The sequence below is a fragment of the Paenalicyclobacillus macrosporangiidus genome, assembly GCF_900116805.1.
GTDB lineage: Bacteria > Bacillota > Bacilli > Alicyclobacillales > Alicyclobacillaceae > Alicyclobacillus_H > Alicyclobacillus_H macrosporangiidus.
Genome location: NZ_FPBV01000001.1, coordinates 404254 through 422643, shown reverse-complemented (window position 1 = coordinate 422643; position 18390 = coordinate 404254). Strand labels below are relative to the sequence as shown.

Here is an 18390-nt window from a genome sequence, read left to right as displayed (position 1 = left end):
ACCGGCGCGATCTCGCATGAAACGGGGGGTGGCGATGGGCGCGTACTGGGTTACGGTCCTCGACGTGACGATTCCCATCCTGCTGACGGTGCTGGCCGGGGTGGCCATCGGCCGCTGGCGGCGCACGGACACCCGCAGCGTCGCCGACGTGGCGATGTACGTGTTGGCACCCGGGTTGGTGCTGCACGCCCTGGTGGGCGGAGATACGGGCGGAGAGGCGCTCGCCGTGGCCGAGTTCACGTTGGTCAATCTCGCTGTCCTCTGGGCCATCTCTGCGGTCACCGGGCGCCTGCTCCGCTTCACGCGGTCCCAACGGGCAGCGCTCGCCCTCACGACCCTGTTCAGCAACGCCGTGAACTACGGCTTGCCCGTCTGTCTCCTCGCCTTCGGCCAGACAGGCTACCGCCAGGCCGCGCTGTACGTCGTCGGCCAATCCTTCCTGCTGTTCAGCCTCGGCGTCTACCTGGCGTCCGCCGGGACCCGCGGCCCTGCCGCCGCGCTGGCGGAGGTGCGGCGCACACCGGTCATCTACGCCGCCCTGGCCGCGGCCATCATGGCCGCCCTCGGTTGGCACTGGCCGGGAGGGCTGGACAGTGCGCTCGGCCTGCTCGCCGACGCCTATCCGGCTTTGGCCCTGATGGTGCTCGGGCTGCAGTTGTCCAAGACCGATTGGCGGCAGGGCCTGACCGGCCTGCCGCTGTGGACCGGCGTGGCCCTCCGCCTCGTCGCGGCGCCCCTGGTGGCCAAGGCCGCGTTGTGGGCGCTCGGCATCCACGGTACCCTGGCGTCCGTCCTGTTCGTCGAGGCCGCGATGCCTGCGGCAGTCAACGCCGCCGTGTTCGTGGAACAGTTCGGCGGCGAACGCAGCCAGGTGGCGATGACGGTGGCCATCACCACCGCCATCTCGTTTTTCACCCTGCCCTGGCTCGTGATCGCCAGCTGATTCCCGGCAGTCCGCGGACCGCGGCGGCCAGTTCGTTCAGGTCCCGTTCGCGCTGGCGCAGCGCCCGCTGCGCCTCCGCGAGCGACACCGGATCGAATCCGATTTGATCCCCCGGCTTCAACTGCGCCACCAAAGGCAGGTCGACGCGGGCGACCTGGGCAATTTTCGCGTATCCCCCGGTGGTCTGCCGGTCCGCCATGAGGAGGATCGGGTTCCCGTCGGGCGGCACCTGCAGCGTCCCCATGGTCACCGCCTCCGAGATGAGCTCCCGCGGCTCCCGCAGCGACAATGTCGGACCCTGCAGCCGGTAGCCCATGCGATCCGACTGGCTGCCGACGGTGAACACCGCCGCGTGGAACGCCTCCCGGCTCTCCTCGGTGAACCAATCGGCCTGAGGACCTGCGATGACGCGCACCCGCACCTGCGGGCGATAATCAGGCCGGATCTGGTACGACACGGACCAAGGCGCCGCTTCGACCGCATCCTCGGCCGCCTGCGCCAACCACGCCTGGGCCAACGGGCCCGGGGCGCGCCAAGCGAGCGTGTCCCCCGCCTGCAGGGCCCGCCCTTGGTGCCCGCCGATGCCGGCCCGCAGGTAGGTGCTCGCCGAGCCCAACACCTGCGGGACATCCCAACCTCCCGCCACGGCGAGGTAAGCGCGGCACCCCTGACGCGCCCCGCCGAAATCCACGACCGTCCCTGCCCGCACCCGCAGCGGGCGCCACAGGGGCAGCTTCCAACCGGCCACGGTCGCGGAGAGATCCCCGCCGCAGATGGCGATGACCGCGTCCGCCTCGAACTTCAGCGACGGGCCAACCAGGGTGATCTCCAACGTGGGCGCCGCCTCGTCGTTGCCGACCATGAGGTTGGCCACGCGGTGCGCCAGTTCGTCCATGGCGCCCCCGACGACGACCCCGTGGCGCTGGTGGCCGACGCGGCCCAGGTCCTGCACCGTGGTCAGAAGCCCTGGCCGAAGCACCCGCATCACTGGACGTCGCCTCCTTCCAACAGGGCCTGGTATTCTTCCGGAGAGATGGGATCAAAGCGCACGATATCCCCCGCCTGCAAGAGCGTCGGCGGGTCCTGTTCCGGACGGAACAGGCGGACGGGCGTCCGGCCAATCAACTGCCACCCGCCCGGCGTGGAGATGGGGTACACGCCCGTCTGCATCCCGGCGATGCCGACGGTGCCCGCCGGGATGGAGACCCGCGGCGTCGACCGCCTGGGTGTTGCGATCCGCTCGGACAACCCGCCGAGATACGGAAATCCCGGCGCGAAGCCGATCATGTACACCAGATATTCCCCTTGGCTGTGAATGGAAATCACCTCGTCCTCCGTCAGCCCGTTGTGGGCGGCCACCACACCGAGGTCAGGGCCGAATTCACCGCCGTAACACACGGGGATGCGGACCTCGCGCGGCGGCGGCAGCGGATCGTCGCCCAACACCGCCAACCGGCTTCGCAACCAATCTTCCACCTCTGCAAAATCCGCCTGCACGGCGTCATAGAACACGGTGACCGTGGTGAACGCCGGCACCAGCTCCACCAGCCACGGCGGTGCGTCCCGATCGACGGCGAGCACCAACCTCCGCACCTGGCGATGCGTCTCCGGGTCGATGCGCGTCCCGAGCCGGACCACCGCCGCGCCGTCTCCCAGCGGCTCAATGCGTACGGTCTGCAATGTCGAAACTCCTTTTTGCATGGATTTCTCCGTACAGCATACCACACGCATGCGACGAAGGCCCGGCGCCTGATGCGCGGGCCTTCACACACCCCTGCGGAGACGGGCCGGCCCGGAGCGGGCGCCATGCAGTGGCCCCACCGGGCACAGGTCCTCAGGTCTCGAAACTCGCCAGTCCAATCTGACCGGTATCCGTTTGGGCGAGCAGATACGTGCGCGGTCCCGGCAGGTCGTGCGCACCGGTGTGCCAGGTCACCCGCCACCCGCCGGCCGCGTCGACGGGCGCGCTCCCAATGCGCTGCAGCCCCGCCGAACTCTGCAGATAATGTTCCCCCCGCCGCACCTCCACGTTCTCGGGCGGCACGTAATACACGGTGACTCGCCGGCCACGCCAATGCGCGTCGCGCGAGTAGATTTGGATCTCTCCCCGGCGGCGAAGGATGAGGATGGTGGGTGAAGGTTGGCTGCGGCGGGGCAGGTTCAGCGTCTCCGGCGGCCCGGCGAGATCGCTCGGCAGTACGTGGGCCGCCACCGCCCCCGCACCGCCCGTGGTGTGGTTCGCCGGGGGCAGGGCCAGGTGATCGCATCCGGCCACTATCCCGGCAGCCCCCAGGCAGACGGTCAAGACCCAAGCCGGCACGGCACGACATCCCATCTGTCTCACACTCCTCCGATGCAGCGGTCGAACCCGATTCAGCCTTACCATGCCTGTCCGGCTGTGCCATTATGCACATGGATTTGTCGAAATCTCCCTCGTTTCGACAACGCTCATTGACAAATTTTTCTCCGCACCGGGTATACGCTGGGAACAAACAGACGTGCGGAGGGATGGCCGTGTCCTGGAGAGTTCGCCTGTACGCGCAGGGCTTCACAGCCGCGGCGCTGGTGGCGGGATGGTGGAGCGGATGGTGGACGGTGGCGCAGGTATGGCGGGGTGGAACCCCGCCCGCTTCCGCCGCGCATGCCGCGCCCGGCGCAGCGGTCGGACCGGTGGCGGACAGCGGGCCGTTTCGGATGCGCACCAGTCTTCCGGCCTTTCCCAGCCCGGAGGGGGATGCGGACGATCCGCTGCCGAACGGGCCTCCTGCCCTGACTTGGACATCCGGCGGGGTCCGGTACCGGGCGGTGCACCACGTGGCGCGATGGGACGCCGCCGCTGCCCGCTGGGTGGCCGTGTCGCCGGATGTGACGCAGGCCTGGCAACCGGAGGCGGACGGATTCGGCATCGACGGGGTCACGGCGGCCGCGCAGCAGGGGGACGTCGTCTGGACCGGAACGCTGGCCGGCGCCGTGGCGGTGGGCCGAATGGGCGGCGTCTGGCGCCGGGTGGAAGCCGGCCTGCCAGACCGGACGGTCAGTGCCCTCTGCATCCCGCCCGCCGGCGCAGACGGACAGGTTGCGGTCGTCGGGTTTTCCGGCTATGGCACGGCCACACCGGACCATCCCGGACACGTGTACGAGACCACGAACGGGGGCGCCACCTGGCGGGACATCACCGCAAATCTCCCGGATGCGCCGGTCAGCGCCTTGCAGTGGGCGGCGGGACCGGGCGGCAGCTGGTTGTGCGCACAAGTGGAGGGGGTGTGGTACCGCTGGGATCCCACCGGCTCCTGGCAACGGTGCCCGAAGCCCTAACGCCCTCCGGATCGCGTACGCGACCAAAAAAACACCCGCCAGCGGCGGGTGCGACCCACAGGAGGGTGTCGCGATACGGTATGTCGGCTTAGTTCAACATACGCGCTCTGCTCGCCGCGGACGACGGTGGATGACAGGCACCGTTCGCCCGAATGCGGCGAACCCTCCGAGTTGTGGACAACCACGCCCGGCACAACGGCGGGTTCAGGCCTTCGGGAGGACCACCGAGATGGACCGTTGCCCGGAGACAAAATGCTCGCGCATCCGCCGGTTGGCGTCCTCCAGCGTCAGGCGGTCCAGGATCTCGACGGTCTGGAACAGATCCGCCCCCCGGAAACGGTAGCTGGCGAAATGGCGCGCGATGTAGCTGGGTGAATCCAGCGCCGCCATGAAGCGGCCGATGGACTTGCGCCGGCACCGTTCGAACTCCGCCTCCGGGAGCCCGCGCTCCCGCACCTCGTCCAGCTTGGCCTCGACCCGTGCCGCCAACCGGTCCGGGTCCGGCGTGTTGCCGCCGATGAGGGAATAGCCGTACTCGGGTGTCCGCTCGTACTCCCAGGAGAACTGCTGGTCGATGAGCCCCTCACCGATGAGTTCATCGAACAGATCGCTGCTGCGCCCGAACAAGACGTCGAGGACCACGCCCGTCAACAGCTCCCGCTCCAGGATGCCAGGGCCCGGGGGCAGCGGGTCGGGGTCTTTCCACCCGATGAGGCAGCGCGGCTGGCTGACGGCGAGGCGCACCTCCGCCCGCGCCTGATGCACCCCGGGAGGTTCCGACGGGGTCTTGCGCTCGATGCGCGGGGCCTCCGGGAACGACTTGCGCGCCTGGTTCTCCCGGATGACCGCCATCGCGGCCTCGGGATCGAACCCGCCGACGGCGAAAAACACCATGTTCGCCGGGTGGTAAAACGTCCGGTAGCAACGGTACAGCGTCTCTTTGTCGATCCGCTGGATGCTGTCCACCGTCCCCGCGATGTCGATGCGCACCGGGTGCACCGCGTAGAGGGCGCGCAGAAGGCCATAGAACACCCGGGTGTCCGGGTTGTCCTCGTACATCCGGATCTCCTGTGCGATGATGCCCTTCTCCTTGGCCACGTTCTCATCCGTGAAGTAGGGGTCCTGAACGAAGTCGAGCAGCACCTCGAGGTTCTCCTGAATATCCTGGGTGCTCGAGAACAGGTACGAGGTGATGTCAAACGTCGTGTACGCGTTGGCGGACGCGCCGTGCCGGGCGAAGTCCCGGAACACGTCCCCGTGCTCGGACTCGAACATCTTGTGCTCCAAAAAATGGGCGATGCCGTCCGGGACCGTGGTGAACTCGGGCTCCCCGGTGAGGCGGAACGTGCTGTCCACCGACCCGTAGTGGGTGGTAAAGGTCGCGTACGTCTGCTGGAATCCGGGTTTCGGCAACAGATACACGTTCAAACCGTTGGGCAAGGTCTCATGGTACAGCACATGTCCCAGGCGATCATCGATGGACTCACGCATGCTCCGCCCCTCCTTCGCCGCGCAAAAAGTACACCGTGTCCAGCTGCAGGCGGTTCGCTGCGGCGACGACCTGATCCCGTGTCACATCCGCAATTGCGTCCAACAGTTCGTCGACGGTGCGCGTGTGGCCAGCGAGCACGCCTCCGAAGTGAATGTCCGCCATGGCGGCGGGCACGTCGAGGGACTGCCGGTACTGGTTGGCCAGCCCCCGCTTGGTGAAGGCCAACTCCTCGTCGGCCACGTCGCCGCGCCGCAGGGCGTCCACCTGTTCGAGGATGATGGCCTCGGCCCGGTCTCGGTTCGCCGGATCGATCCCCGTCTGGATTATCACCAATCCGGACAGCGCGTCGACGCGGCTGGATGCGTAGTACGCCAAACTGGCCTTTTCGCGCACGTTGCGGAAGAGCTTCGAGTGCGGGAACCCGCCGAGCACGCCGTTGGCCACCAACAGCGCCGGATAGTCGTCCGACGCGTAGGCGACCCCCGTCCGGTACACCAGGTTCAATTTTCCCTGCTGCACGGGTTGGTCGTCCGTCACTCGGTGCGGTTCTCCGGACCGGGCAGGCACAGGTGCCACGGCGGGTACGCCCGGAGACGGAGTCCCGTGGCGCGGGTCCGGGAAGGCCTCGCGCAATGCCGTCAGGACCCGGCTCGCGAGCGCCGGCGAATCGTCAAACGCCCCGATGGCGTACACGTGGACCTCCGCTTCCTGCAGCAAGGCCTGATGCGCCGCGTACAGGCCCTCCGGCGTGACGGCCTCCAGGTCTTCCGCGAAGCCCAAGCGCGGCAGCCCTTCCGGCAGACCGGCCAACGACTCCGCCAGCGCACGTTCCATCGCCCATGCGATCTTGTCATCCAACACACTCTCAATCCGTTTCCGGTGCAAGCCCCGCTCCCGCTCGACATTGCCGTTCGAGAACCCGCCGCCCTCCAGGAGGGGATCTGTCACCACTTCGAGCAGGAGGCCCAAGCCCTGTTCGAAGATGCCATCCGCCCCGCGCAGGCGGCCTTCGTCCGGAACGCTGAGGTACACCTCCGCCACGTGCCGGTTCCCCCGTTTGCCGATGCCGCTGCGCAACATGGCGCCGAACAGGTCATCTGCGCAGCGGGTGATGGCCAAGGCGGTCGGATGGGACCGCGTACCCTCCAGCCACAGATAGGGCAGCATGGCCGTCTCGGTGATCCGTTCCCGGTGGAGAGGGACAGCCAATTTCGCGACCAAATGGCGTGTCCGAAATTGATCCGTCTGCAGGGTGTGGATATGGAATCTTCCTTCGTCGACCGTGTGAAAGGTGGTCAATTCGGACACCCCTTTCCGCGTTTCGTCATCCAGTATGGGCGAATCGGAAAGGACTTATCAAGAGACAGCCCGCGCACCGCGTCAATACAGGCCGGCCCTTCGGCCGAGCTGGTTGCGTGCGGCCGCTTGGGCCATATCGAAATCGGTCCGTGAAATGATCTGCGCGTCACGGATCCACCGCTGCACCTCTCGGTCAATCTTCGGCGCAACGTATTTCGGGGTTCCGTGACGCGCAATCAATTCCTGCTTCGTGATGTGGTGGCGGGTCATGCAGTGGACATTCGTGAGTGCCTCCAGCAACTCTCCGCAGACCGGACACTGGAACAATGAGATCCCTTCCTTCACTTTTTTTGCATCCATATGGGCCACATTCGGGCGGTATGCCGCCCGGAACCGTCCGGTATGAAAAGATCGAGTTTACAGATATTTTAGCGGAAAGTTGCGGAGAGGGGAATCGAAATCTCCGCCTTGGGAGCGAACCGGCCGCGGCCCGAGAATGGCAGCCGGTCCCTCCCCGTGGCGGATATGTCAACACCCTCTCGGGCGGGTGGTGCGGATTCGAGCCGCACACGGCATCGTATGCACCCCCACCCTCTCCTGCGCATTACGCTCGTACGAACAGACCCCCGATGTCCGCCAGCCAACGCAGCTTGCTGCCGGTCTTCAGCCACGCGGCAATCTTCCCGGTCACCCGCCGCTTCTTCTCGCCCACCATGCCGATGGCGTCCTTGCGTCCCAAGGAAGCCAGCGTCCCGGCCAGGTGCGGCTGGAAGGGTTCCATCGTGCCGCCTTTGACCAGGGCGTACAACTGTTGGGCGACATGAGCCCCCATCTGCCCCGCGAGCTGAGCCGTCGGCGGGAACGGACGCCCGTCCGGCCCCATCCAGACCGCGCTGTCCCCCACGACGAAGATGTCCGGATGGCTGGTGGACTGCAGATACTCGTTGACCAGCGCCCGGCCGCGGCGCTCCACCTCGATGCCCGAAGCCGCCACGATGGAGTGCCCGCGCACCCCGCCGGTCCACACCATGGTCTTCGTCTCAATCTTGTCGCCGTTCTTCAGGTGGACAGCATCCGGATCCATCTGGACAACCGGTTGGCCCGTGAGGAAGGTCACGCCGCGGGCCTCCAGGCTCTGGCGAGCGCGCGCCACCAGATCCTCCGGAAATCCGGGCAGGATGGTGGGCATCGCCTCGACGCAGTACAGGCGGACATCGCCGCGGTCAATGCCGAGCTGCCGGCACAGACCTGGCAGGGCATCGGCCAACTCGCCGACCAGTTCAATCCCGGTCAACCCGCCCCCGCCCACGACAAAGGTGGCATACGAACGGTCCTTCGTCTGCCGGTAGGTCTCCAGGCAGCGGTGCACGTGCTCCCGAATGCGGTTCGCATCCTCCACCGACTTCAGCGTGAAGCTGTGCTCCTTCAAGCCCGGGATGCCGAAATACTCCGTCTCACTCCCCAGCGCCACGACCAGGAAGTCGTACTGCAGCGTGCGGCCTCCGGCGAGATCGACCGCGTGATCGTCCGGACGAATGGCGGTGACCTCACCGATCCAAAGATCAATGTTCTTCCCGGCGAGCAATTTGTCCAACGGCAACCGGACGTGATTGTCGGAAACCGCCCCCGCGGCCGGCAGGTGCAGCTCCGTGATCAATTGATGATACGGAACGCGGTTGACCACGGTGATCCGCACCGCCTCCGCCGTCAGCATCCGCCGCGTCTCCAGTGCGGCCTGAAGGCCGGCGTACCCCGCACCAAGCACCACCACGTGCTTGCTCATCTCTCGCACTCCCTCTCTCTGTTGTGCCACTTCCCAGACCGCCCGCTCCACGGTCCGATTGAGTCCCGGTTGAAGGATTTCAGCCGCAGACATCCTTTCTCATCTTACCAAGGACCTGTGTCAAGTCAATGACAAAACGTACAGCAAATGTTTGATGGAAACGGTTTCCCAACATTCCTCGGCAGACTCCGGACATGTGCCGCACGCCGCGCGGACACCGGTTGAAAAACCGGCGAAGACTGGTATATCATGAGTCTAGTATCGTACTTCATCCTGTGTGAGGAGGAGACCCGCGTGGCATTCGTCATCACCTCGCCGTGCATCGGCGAAAAGGCCGCTGACTGTGTGGAAACCTGCCCGGTGGACGCGATTCACGAAGGGGAAGATCAGTACTACATTGATCCGGACACCTGCATCGACTGCGGCGCCTGCGAGCCGGTGTGCCCGGTATCGGCCATCTATCAAGAGGATTTCGTGCCTGAAGAAGAGAAGTCGTTCATTGAGAAGAACCGGAACTTCTTCCGCAAGTGACCCACGCTGGGGATCTTCCCTGCTGGCCAATAAGTGACCCGCGGCACGCCGCGGGTCGTGTGTTTTTTGGTCACCCATCCTCTACGGGCGGGTCTTGGCCACCCGCCTCCACCCGCGCCCTTTGAGATCCCGGACCGCCGGACGGGCGGGCTGGAGCCTCCTCGCGAAAGGCGTGTGCCGGTGGCTCCGCCACAGCAGCGTCCACGTCCCCAACTGCACAAAACCCAGCCCGCACGCAAATCCACCGATGTGCCTCGGTGACGGATTCGTCGACACCAAGGCGATGAACGCCGCAATGCCAGCCACCCGCCCGAGATTTTCGAACACCTCGCGGAGGATCACGTGTTCGGCCTGGGTTCCGGCCTCACGCGCCACCCGGCTGACGCCGTCGAAGACGGTCCCCTGCAGCGGAACCAAGAACATCGGCAGGCAGACGGCAATGGCCGATCCGTACATCACGATGAGCCCTGCGGTCAGCGGCCGCAGGAACAGCATCGCGGCCCCGGCCATGCACAGGGCGCCAATGCCGCAGACCCACAAGCGGTTCCTCGGGTGAACCCACCGGCTGACCAGGAAGAACGAGAGGGAGGACAGTGCCCCCTGCAGGAGCAGAAATTCGCCGAGCCGCATCTCGCTCCCGGTGGCGAGGTACATCAACAGACCGATGAGAAAGAGAAACACGCCCTCGCGCAACCCGTAGAGGGTGCAGGCGAATAGAGTCAGCCGCCAGAACCGGGTTCGCATCGCCTCCGCCCACGCCCGCCCGAGTCGCAGGGTACCCGGCTCGAAGCGGGCCCGCAAAAACCCGCTGAACACGGTCGCCAGGACGAACAGGGCGAGGGAGAGCGCGAAGATCACATGATAGCCGGTGAGTCCCCCAAGTTGGTCTTCCACGGAGATGAGGTAACCGGCCACGGGTGGCGCGACAATGCTCGCCAACGCCCCCATCACGCCGTTGAGCCCGTAGAACCGTTCACGCGACCCGGCTTCCGTGAGCCGTTCGCTGAGCCAATTGAAGGAAAACCAGTAAAAGCCGGCGGCGGTGCCCATGACCACTCCGAGCACCACGGGCAGTCGGGCCACGCGCTCCTCGCCGGCCAGGGTCAACAGGTAGAACAGGACGTGCATGACGACGCCCGCCCGAAGCGTGAACACCCCACCGAGGCGCTTGGCCGCCAGTCCCGCCCCCACGAAGGCGACGGGCATCAAACTGTATATCGCGAGATTGTACCAGCCGATGGCGCCGTAGCGGTGATCGACCTTCCAAAGATACACGTTGACGAACGTGTTGGACAAGGCCACGGACAGCGCGAACGTGCAACTGATGACGAGCAGCCACCGCGCTTGCGTGGACAGGCGTGCGCGTGCCGGGCGCATTCCATCCCCTCCTTGAGGCCCTGGTCAGGCCGAAGGTCCGGTGCTCCCAAGCACCTGTGCGGCAAACCGGAGGACCTCGTCTCCGGCGCGGAAATACTGTTTGACGGCGGGATCGTACAGAAGGCCGTCCCGGGTCACTTGGAGCACGTGATCCACACGGCCCGCGCGTCCATAGAGCACAAGGACGCCCGAAATCTCGCCGCCCCCCGTTGGCACCTGCGGCGAGGACGCCAACGCGCGCATGAGTGACTGGAACGCCGCTCCATCCCGGCGGCGGAGCACCGCCAAAGGTCGGCGGTCCCCGAGCTGTCGACACAACTCAGCGGATCCGTCCGCCTCCGGGTTCGTGTGGCACACCGCGGCGAGCGTCGGCGCGGGCACTGCGGCCGATACGCTTTCACGGGGTCCGGACGTCAAGGTGGCGGTCGTGCCGGTGAGACACAACAACAGCGCGCCCAACGCCACGCCCGTCCGCATGCGATCCAGGTACCGCATCGCCTCACCTCACCCCCTTGCCGTCGGGACACTGGGCAACCTGTCCCCGGTTGCCGTCCGCGCGTAGTGTACCCGAACAGCCGGAGCCCAACACAATCGGAGGGGGCATGGCGCTCCGTTCCTGCGCTGAAGCGAACCGCTTCGCGCCATGCCCCCTCTTCTCAGGGATGCGTGACACGGCGGCTCGCGGCTACCGGCAACGTAGTGCAATGATGTATCGTCTTACTCTACAGGGGGTATCCATCTTGAAGAGAAAGTGGATCCTGTACGCATTATCGGTATTTGGATCATTGGTCATTGCAGGTTGTGGTACTGTAAACGACTGCATTAGTGTGCATGGGTTGCCAACCACAAGTAAGCCCGGTGCCAGTATGGACAATACGATCGCAAGTATCGATCCAAAGCGAGTTGGGGGTAATCACGCATTCGATCATGCAGACAGTATTTGGCGTGATGGCTCATGGGCAGATCCCAAGTCGGGACAGGCTGGAGAACGTTATGTTATGTCATTTATGGGAGTCATGTTAAATGGCCAGGTGACGGACCCTGATCAACCCTATATAACTGTCTATCACCTCAACGCGGCTCCCAATATCGACGAACGTGTTCAATATCTTTGTCCTCGAAAAATTGGCCATTTGACGATTACGGATATCACGAAGAACGGTACACTCATAAAATTTGTTTCCACGAAAAACATTACCGGAACACTTGACCTAGCCTCTGGCCAATGGACCTTTTTATCACAGTAGATTACCGCTTGGATCCTTTTTTTCGTGCACCACACTGTTCAGCATGACGGCACAGCTGATGGCGACAATGAATAATTTAAACTTCAAAATTCTATCTCCCTGCACCATCAGGAGGCATATCCCCTCTGAGGCAAGTCGCACGCAACGCCGGGGTGACTCCGGATGCGCATCTCTTGAAAGAGGGGGCGTGTCGCGAAGCGGCTGTTCGCTTGGGGATCAACCTTTTCAGCAGTTAGCGGGTGGGGTATGCCGCGGAGCGGCTCGCGTGAGCGCAGGAGCGGAGCGACACGCCCCCTCTGGCCTACATATTCCTCCGGTACTGCCCCCCGACCTCGTACAGGGCGTGGGTGATCTCCCCAAGGCTCGCCACCCTCACCGTCTCCATCAGCTCGGCGAAGATGTTGCCGCCGCTGCGCGCCACCTGCTTCAGGCGGGCCAAGGCCGCCGGCGCCTCCGTCGCATGCGCCGCCTGGAAGGCGCGCAGGTTATGGAGCTGCAGCTCTTTTTCCTCCTTGGTCGCCCGGGCCAGCTCCACCTTCGGCGGCACGTAATCCGGATCGAGCGTCTTCGGGTTGATGAACATGTTCACTCCGATGATCGGTAGTTGGCCGGAGTGCTTCAGGTGCTCGTAGTACAGCGACTCCTCCTGGATCTTGCTGCGCTGGTACTGGGTCTCCATCGCGCCGAGGACGCCGCCGCGATCATTCAAGCGCAGGAATTCCTCCAGCACCGCCTCCTCCACCAGGTCCGTCAGTTCCTCGATGATGAACGACCCTTGCAAGGGGTTCTCGTTCTTCGCCAGGCCGAACTCGCGGTTGATGATCATCTGAATCGCCATCGCCCGCCGCACCGACTCTTCCGTCGGCGTGGTGATGGCCTCGTCATAGGCGTTCGTGTGCAGCGAGTTGCAGTTGTCATAGATGGCGATGAGCGCCTGCAGCGTCGTGCGGATGTCGTTGAAGTCGATCTCCTGGGCGTGCAAGGAGCGGCCCGAGGTCTGGATGTGGTACTTCAATTTCTGGCTGCGCTCGTTGCCCCCGTACAGGTACTTCATCGCCACCGCCCAGATGCGCCGCGCGACGCGCCCAATCACGCTGTACTCCGGGTCCATCCCGTTGCTGAAGAAAAACGACAGATTCGGCGCGAAATCGTCCACCTTCATGCCGCGGCTGAGGTAGTACTCCACGTACGTGAACGCGTTGGCCAGGGTGAACGCCAGCTGCGTGATGGGGTTCGCCCCCGCCTCGGCGATATGGTAGCCGCTGATGCTGACCGAATAGTAGTTGCGCACCTGGTGATCGATGAAGTATTGCTGGATGTCCCCCATCATCCGCAGGGCGAACTCGGTCGAGAAGATGCACGTGTTCTGGCCCTGGTCCTCCTTGAGGATGTCCGCCTGCACCGTGCCGCGCACGGTCCGCAGGGTGCGCTCGCGGATCTCCCGGTATTCCGCCTCCGTCGGCTTGCGCCCGTGCTCCTGTTCGAATTTCTCCACCTGTTGGTCGATCGCGGTGTTCAAGTACATCGCCAGGATGATGGGCGCCGGGCCGTTGATGGTCATCGAGACACTGGTGTTCGGCGCACACAGGTCAAACCCGGCGTACAGCTTCTTCATGTCGTCGAGCGTGCACACCGATACGCCGCTCTCGCCGACCTTGCCGTAGATGTCCGGCCGCTCGTCGGGGTCCTCGCCGTACAGGGTGACGCTGTCAAACGCGGTGGACAGGCGTTTGGCGGGATCGTTCTGCGACAGAAAGTGGAAGCGTCGGTTGGTCCGCTCCGGCGTCCCCTCGCCTGCGAACTGGCGGCGCGGCTCCTCCTCCGTGCGCTTGAGCGGGAACACCCCCGCCGTGTACGGAAACTCGCCTGGCACGTTCTCCTTCATCGACCAGCGGACGATTTCGCCCCAGTCCTGGAACTTGGGCAGCACGACGCGCGGGATGCGCGTGCCCGACAACGACACGGTATACAGCGGCTGGCGGATCTCCTTGTCCCTGACCTTCATCACCAGCTCATCCGCCTGATACCGGCGCACCTTCTCCGGCCACGCCTCGAGAATCCGCCTGGTCTCCGCGTCGAGCGCATCCCACGCCTGGCGGTACATCGCCTCCAGCCGGTCGCGCACCGGATCGCAGGCGGGCCCCGTCGCTCCCGCCGCAGCCCCGGCATCCGCCGCATCCGGGGCATCGCCCGCGCCCTGCAACTGCTCCAGCGCCCCATGGAGTTGATACGCTCGCCGGGCCTTCTCCGTCTGTTCCTCCACCCGCGCCCGGTAGGCCCGAACCGTGCGCACGACGTCGAGCAGGTACTGGGCGCGGTCCCCGGGGATGATGGCAGGTTTCCGTTCGGAGGCATCCGCCACCGGATAGCGGCTCTCCCAATTCGTTCCGCAGCGGTCGTTCACCGTCCGGATCAACGCCCGGTACAACACGTCCGTGCCCGGGTCGCCGAACTGGCTGGCGATGGTCCCGTACACCGGTATCTCCTCCAGCGGCCGGTCGAACCAGCCGCGGTTGCGCTGCACCTGCTTGCGCACGTGGCGCAGGGCGTCCTCCGACCCCCGGCGATCGAACTTGTTGATGGCGACCACGTCCGCGTAGTCCAGCATGTCAATCTTCTCCAACTGCGACGGCGCCCCAAACTCCGCCGTCATCACGTACAGAGAGACGTCGGCCACGGACACCACGTCCGCATCCCCCTGCCCGATGCCGCTCGTCTCCACCAGCACCAGGTCGAACCCGGCCGCCTTGGCAATGGCGATGGCCTCGTGGATGGCGTCCGAGAGCTCGCTGCGCGACCGCCGGGTGGCGAGGCTGCGCATGTACACGCGCGGGTTGTGGATGGCGTTCATGCGGATGCGATCGCCCAGCAACGCCCCGCCCGTCTTCTGCCGGGAAGGGTCGATGGAGAATATGGCCACGCGTTTTTCCGGGAAATCTTCGAGGAAGCGGCGGACGATCTCGTCGGTCAACGACGACTTCCCAGCCCCGCCGGTGCCCGTGATGCCCACCACCGGCACGGCGCGGCTGTCCGTCCGGGCGGCCGCTCGTTCGTTCACCGCCCCCATCACCCGCTCGTACGCCGCGGCATCGGCGAGATCACGCTGTTCCGCGTACGTGACCAACCGGGCGACGGCCCGCGCGTCGCCGTTCTCCAGCCCCGCGAGCGCCGCCTCGACCGGCATGGGGTTCTCCGTCCCTTCGCAGACGCGGATCATGTGGTTGATCATCCCCTGCAATCCCAACCGCCGGCCGTCGTCCGGGGAGAAGATCTTGTCCACCCCGTACGCCTCCAGCTCCCGGATCTCATCGGGGACAATCACACCGCCGCCTCCGCCGAAGACGCGGATGTGCCCCGCCCCGCGTTCACGGAGGAGATCGACCATATATTTGAAAAATTCCATGTGGCCGCCCTGGTAGGAGCTGACCGCGATCCCGTGGGCGTCCTCCTGAATGGCCGCCGTGACAATCTCGTCGACGCTCCGGTTGTGCCCGAGGTGGATCACCTCCGCACCGGACGACTGCAGGATACGGCGCATGATGTTGATGGCCGCGTCGTGCCCGTCGAACAGGCTCGACGCGGTGACGAACCGCACGGCCCGATGCGGCCGGTGGGGCTCCGTTTCCTGTGTCGCGGCCCACGGATTCACGCCGGGACGTGTCGGTGAAGCGCTTTCAAAACGGGTTTGGGCCGACCGGTCGGTCAAGTTGATGGACATCTCCGCCACCCTCCTCGCTGATGTTCAAAATCTCCACGTATGCCCGGGAGGTTATCCCTCCAACCGGGCCCTGCACGCCTGCATGAGAATCGCCACCTGCTGCTCCACGAAGTCCGTGAACGGTACATCACGCAGCCCCCAGCGCCGGAACGCCCACATCTGGCCCATGACCACGATGTCGTGCGCCAAGAGCGGGATCTCCCGCTCCGCCACGACGATGGACCCATCCGCTACCCCGGCCCGCAGCAGCCTCTCGAAAATGTCGGTGATGGCCTGCTCCTCGCGAAGAACCTCGCGCAGGAACGGGGACGGCAGGGATTTGCTCTCCTGGTAGATGAGCAGGATGTCCGTCTGCATCCGGTCAATCACGCCGTAAAACGCCCGAATGGCCTGCCGCAACTGCGCTGCCCCGGACTCCGCGGGAGAGAGACTCGCCTCCAACTGCGCTCTCATCTCCCGGTGGATGTGCTGGCAGACGAGAAACAGAATGTCTTCCTTGCTCTTGACATACTCGTACACGGCGCCGTTGGACAAGCCGCTCTCGCGTGCGATCTCGCGCGTCGTCGTACGGTGAAAACCCTTCTCGGTGAACAGTTTCACGGCCGCCGCGACAATCTGCGCCCGCCGCTCGCGGATTCGTTCGGGATCTTTGACGTTACTCTCAATCGTGATGGACACCCCGTCACCCCGTTTCCGACTGAGCGCTCGTTCAGTTTCAGTGTAGGGTACGGGAAGCACGGGCGTCAAGGGGTAAAGGCCGCGTGCTTCCCTGTGACTGAAATGCAGGTTTGATGGAACAGCGGTCGTGCATCCTCGCCCCACGTACAGCGGGTTCTGCGCCTGCCCCTTTTGGCAGTAGGGTGCGTCACGACTCTGGCGTGTCACACGTCTCTGTAGATGGAAGGGGGATTTGGCATGAACACTGCGCATGTGAGCGTCGCTTTCACCGCCCTAACGCTGCTCGTCAACGGCTGTGGGCTGTCACCTCAGTCGCCCGAACCCGGTGCAACAACACCGCCACCGGACGCCAGGCACTTCACGTTCTTGTCGCATCTCTCACAAAATCCGGCTGTGCACAGCGTGCCGTTGGTACTCAAACCGGATCCGGACGTGCTTCAGCACTTCCCGCCAAGCGATCACATCCAACCCCCGAAGGATGTGGTCACGGTGTACCTCCCCGTGTATCCGCATGCGCAACCTGTGAACCCGGTACCAGGCATCGGAGACGACGGGACGCCGCTCGACGCGGATCTGGTGGACGGCGTCCTGTACTTTCAATCTCAAGATTCGGAAGACGAGATATTGGGCTGGTACACGCAACAACTGGAGCAGCTCGGGTACCATCAGGATGGTCGCGGTGAAACGGGGCAGAACGGCAAGCCGCTGTCGTATTTTTACGACTTCACCGATGTAAACGCCGCTCCCGGCAATCCCACACAAGCCCCCGACATCCAGCTCGGCTTCGCGCCGGATGAAGGGCAAGGCATCACTCGGTTTAAACTCAAGGTCCTATTCATCGTCACGCCCGAGCGGCCACGGGACACCTATCTGCCAGATGATATCGTGCGCGTGGTCTTAACCTACGGTTCCACGACTCGAACCGTGACGGACAAGACATGGATTCAGCGCATTGTCACGCTGTTCAACGCGCTTCAGGTCTCGACGCCGGGCATCTCCGCTGGAGGAGCGATGGCGGCAGGCGGCCCGCCCAAACCGGTTGAAGCGAAGTTCTACGCACAAGACGGGTCCGTCACGACGGTGACGTTCACCTTCCCGGCCGGCGTCCGCATTGGCGATGTATCCCTGAGTGGTACGGCCGAACTCACCAAAGCCATTCAGTCCGTGATCACGCCGTGACACGGTTGATTTTCCGTGGAATTCTTCAGAGCGGCTGAAGTCATTACCGCATTCGCCTCCAAAGGATCGCACCGCAAGCGAGGTTTTCGTACAAAAACTCGGGTATCGGCGGCGTCCGTCGGCACCGGGACGGAGGAATAAGCCGGATTCTCGTGCAAAATCGGGGCTCTTGCCCGCCCGGTCGCCCGATTTCATACGAAAACCCTGCTTCACCGTGGGATCGAGGCCGCAGAAACTCCACAAAGCGGGAGGTTAAGCCGCAAAATCGGACAACGGGACTGTCCATCTCCAAGGGTCATCCCCGCATCCGCCTCAACGCGGCCCCCAGCCAGGCCCCGCACAGGCAGAGCAGCGCGCCGAGGAGTCCCGTCACCGCCAGGGCGGCGGTGGCTGCCCCGGCCCCGCTGCCGACGCCGAGCACGCCCGCGACGCGCTCCGCCAACCGCCCCACCGGTTGGCCTTCCACGGCACGGAGACCCAGCGGCAGCAGCCACCCCAAAATACCGGCGAGCCCCGCCGCCCACACCACCCGGGACACCCCCCGCAGGACGAGGCCAAGCACCACACCGGCGGCCACGCTCACGTACCACCATCCCCAGTGGTTCGCCGTCCACACCACCGCCGCGCCGGCCGCGGCCGACACCACCGTGATCCCCCTGCTCGTCTTCCGCACCCGCCGTACCTCGTACCGATCCTGGTACACGGCGAACGATTGCCCCGTATCCACATGGCCACCCCCTCATTCGCTCATCGGCCCGCACATCCCATGGCATCGTCCCATGCCCACGCCCAGGCGTCCGCCCGATGACCCGCCATTCGCACCGGGCT

17 protein-coding genes are annotated in these 18390 nt (G+C 65.0%); 5 read left to right on the top strand and 12 right to left on the bottom strand.

What is annotated here, in order from left to right:
• The first annotated feature begins 16 nt into the window (after positions 1–16).
• Positions 17–943 carry an AEC family transporter gene (locus tag BM357_RS01895; protein ID WP_175511405.1) on the top strand — a complete coding sequence of 309 codons (927 nt, stop codon included), beginning with the start codon at positions 17–19 and terminating at the stop codon, positions 941–943.
• Here BM357_RS01895 and BM357_RS01890 read toward each other — a convergent pair.
• The 3 genes from BM357_RS01890 to BM357_RS01880 form a co-directional block, all read right to left on the bottom strand.
• On the bottom strand, positions 912–1928 hold the full coding sequence (locus BM357_RS01890; RefSeq protein WP_083430100.1) for a 5-oxoprolinase subunit C family protein: 1017 nt from the start codon (positions 1926–1928) through the stop codon (positions 912–914). The genes BM357_RS01895 and BM357_RS01890 overlap by 32 nt on opposite strands.
• Complete coding sequence (gene pxpB, locus BM357_RS01885; protein ID WP_074948985.1) at positions 1928–2644, bottom strand: 5-oxoprolinase subunit PxpB; 717 nt, start codon at positions 2642–2644, stop codon at positions 1928–1930. The genes BM357_RS01890 and pxpB overlap by 1 nt, the downstream gene beginning before the upstream one ends.
• Positions 2645–2777: 133 nt before the next feature.
• Complete coding sequence (locus BM357_RS01880) at positions 2778–3263, bottom strand: hypothetical protein (RefSeq protein WP_074948984.1); 486 nt, start codon at positions 3261–3263, stop codon at positions 2778–2780.
• Positions 3264–3457: 194 nt separating this feature from the next.
• Here BM357_RS01880 and BM357_RS01875 point away from each other — a divergent pair, with 194 nt between their 5' ends.
• Positions 3458–4258 (top strand): beta propeller repeat protein, encoded by an 801-nt coding sequence (locus BM357_RS01875; protein ID WP_074948982.1) that lies wholly within the window; start codon positions 3458–3460, stop codon positions 4256–4258.
• Positions 4259–4462: 204 nt separating this feature from the next.
• On the opposite strand, the gene yfmH is transcribed toward BM357_RS01875, so the two are convergent.
• From yfmH to BM357_RS01855, 4 genes are all read right to left on the bottom strand, one after another.
• Entirely contained in the window at positions 4463–5749 is a 1287-nt protein-coding gene (yfmH, locus tag BM357_RS01870) for an EF-P 5-aminopentanol modification-associated protein YfmH (protein ID WP_074948980.1), read from the bottom strand.
• Positions 5742–7049 carry an EF-P 5-aminopentanol modification-associated protein YfmF gene (yfmF, locus tag BM357_RS01865; protein ID WP_074949286.1) on the bottom strand — a complete coding sequence of 436 codons (1308 nt, stop codon included), beginning with the start codon at positions 7047–7049 and terminating at the stop codon, positions 5742–5744. Before yfmF ends, yfmH begins: the two co-directional genes overlap by 8 nt.
• An 81-nt stretch (positions 7050–7130) precedes the next feature.
• Positions 7131–7394, bottom strand: a complete 264-nt coding sequence (locus tag BM357_RS01860; RefSeq protein WP_074948978.1) for a hypothetical protein — start codon at positions 7392–7394, stop codon at positions 7131–7133.
• 259 nt (positions 7395–7653) lie between these two features.
• Positions 7654–8832: an NAD(P)/FAD-dependent oxidoreductase gene (locus BM357_RS01855; RefSeq protein ID WP_074948976.1), complete on the bottom strand. Its 1179-nt coding sequence runs from the start codon at positions 8830–8832 to the stop codon at positions 7654–7656.
• 294 nt (positions 8833–9126) lie between these two features.
• Between BM357_RS01855 and BM357_RS01850 the strand changes: the two genes are divergently transcribed.
• Positions 9127–9363: a ferredoxin family protein gene (locus BM357_RS01850; protein ID WP_029423239.1), complete on the top strand. Its 237-nt coding sequence runs from the start codon at positions 9127–9129 to the stop codon at positions 9361–9363.
• Between the two features lie 81 nt (positions 9364–9444).
• On the opposite strand, the gene BM357_RS01845 is transcribed toward BM357_RS01850, so the two are convergent.
• Both BM357_RS01845 and BM357_RS01840 read right to left on the bottom strand, forming a co-directional pair.
• Positions 9445–10740, bottom strand: coding sequence for an MFS transporter (locus BM357_RS01845; RefSeq protein WP_074948974.1), 1296 nt, complete (start codon positions 10738–10740; stop codon positions 9445–9447).
• 24 nt (positions 10741–10764) lie between these two features.
• Positions 10765–11235 carry a hypothetical protein gene (locus BM357_RS01840; RefSeq protein ID WP_074948972.1) on the bottom strand — a complete coding sequence of 157 codons (471 nt, stop codon included), beginning with the start codon at positions 11233–11235 and terminating at the stop codon, positions 10765–10767.
• A gap of 245 nt (positions 11236–11480) precedes the next feature.
• Here BM357_RS01840 and BM357_RS19150 point away from each other — a divergent pair, with 245 nt between their 5' ends.
• Entirely contained in the window at positions 11481–11987 is a 507-nt protein-coding gene (locus BM357_RS19150; protein WP_139234511.1) for a hypothetical protein, read from the top strand.
• A 301-nt stretch (positions 11988–12288) separates the two neighbouring features.
• On the opposite strand, the gene icmF is transcribed toward BM357_RS19150, so the two are convergent.
• Together icmF and BM357_RS01830 are read right to left on the bottom strand one after the other, a co-directional pair.
• Entirely contained in the window at positions 12289–15705 is a 3417-nt protein-coding gene (icmF, locus tag BM357_RS01835) for a fused isobutyryl-CoA mutase/GTPase IcmF (RefSeq protein WP_083430077.1), read from the bottom strand.
• A 51-nt stretch (positions 15706–15756) separates the two neighbouring features.
• A complete protein-coding gene (locus BM357_RS01830; protein WP_074948970.1) occupies positions 15757–16383 on the bottom strand; it encodes a TetR/AcrR family transcriptional regulator in 627 nt (208 codons plus the stop codon).
• 237 nt (positions 16384–16620) lie between these two features.
• On the opposite strand from BM357_RS01830, the gene BM357_RS01825 reads away from it, so the two are divergent.
• Positions 16621–17562 (top strand): hypothetical protein, encoded by a 942-nt coding sequence (locus tag BM357_RS01825; protein WP_139234510.1) that lies wholly within the window; start codon positions 16621–16623, stop codon positions 17560–17562.
• 295 nt (positions 17563–17857) lie between these two features.
• Here BM357_RS01825 and BM357_RS01820 read toward each other — a convergent pair whose 3' ends face one another.
• On the bottom strand, positions 17858–18289 hold the full coding sequence (locus BM357_RS01820) for a hypothetical protein (RefSeq protein ID WP_074948966.1): 432 nt from the start codon (positions 18287–18289) through the stop codon (positions 17858–17860).
• Between the last annotated feature and the right edge of the window lie 101 nt (positions 18290–18390).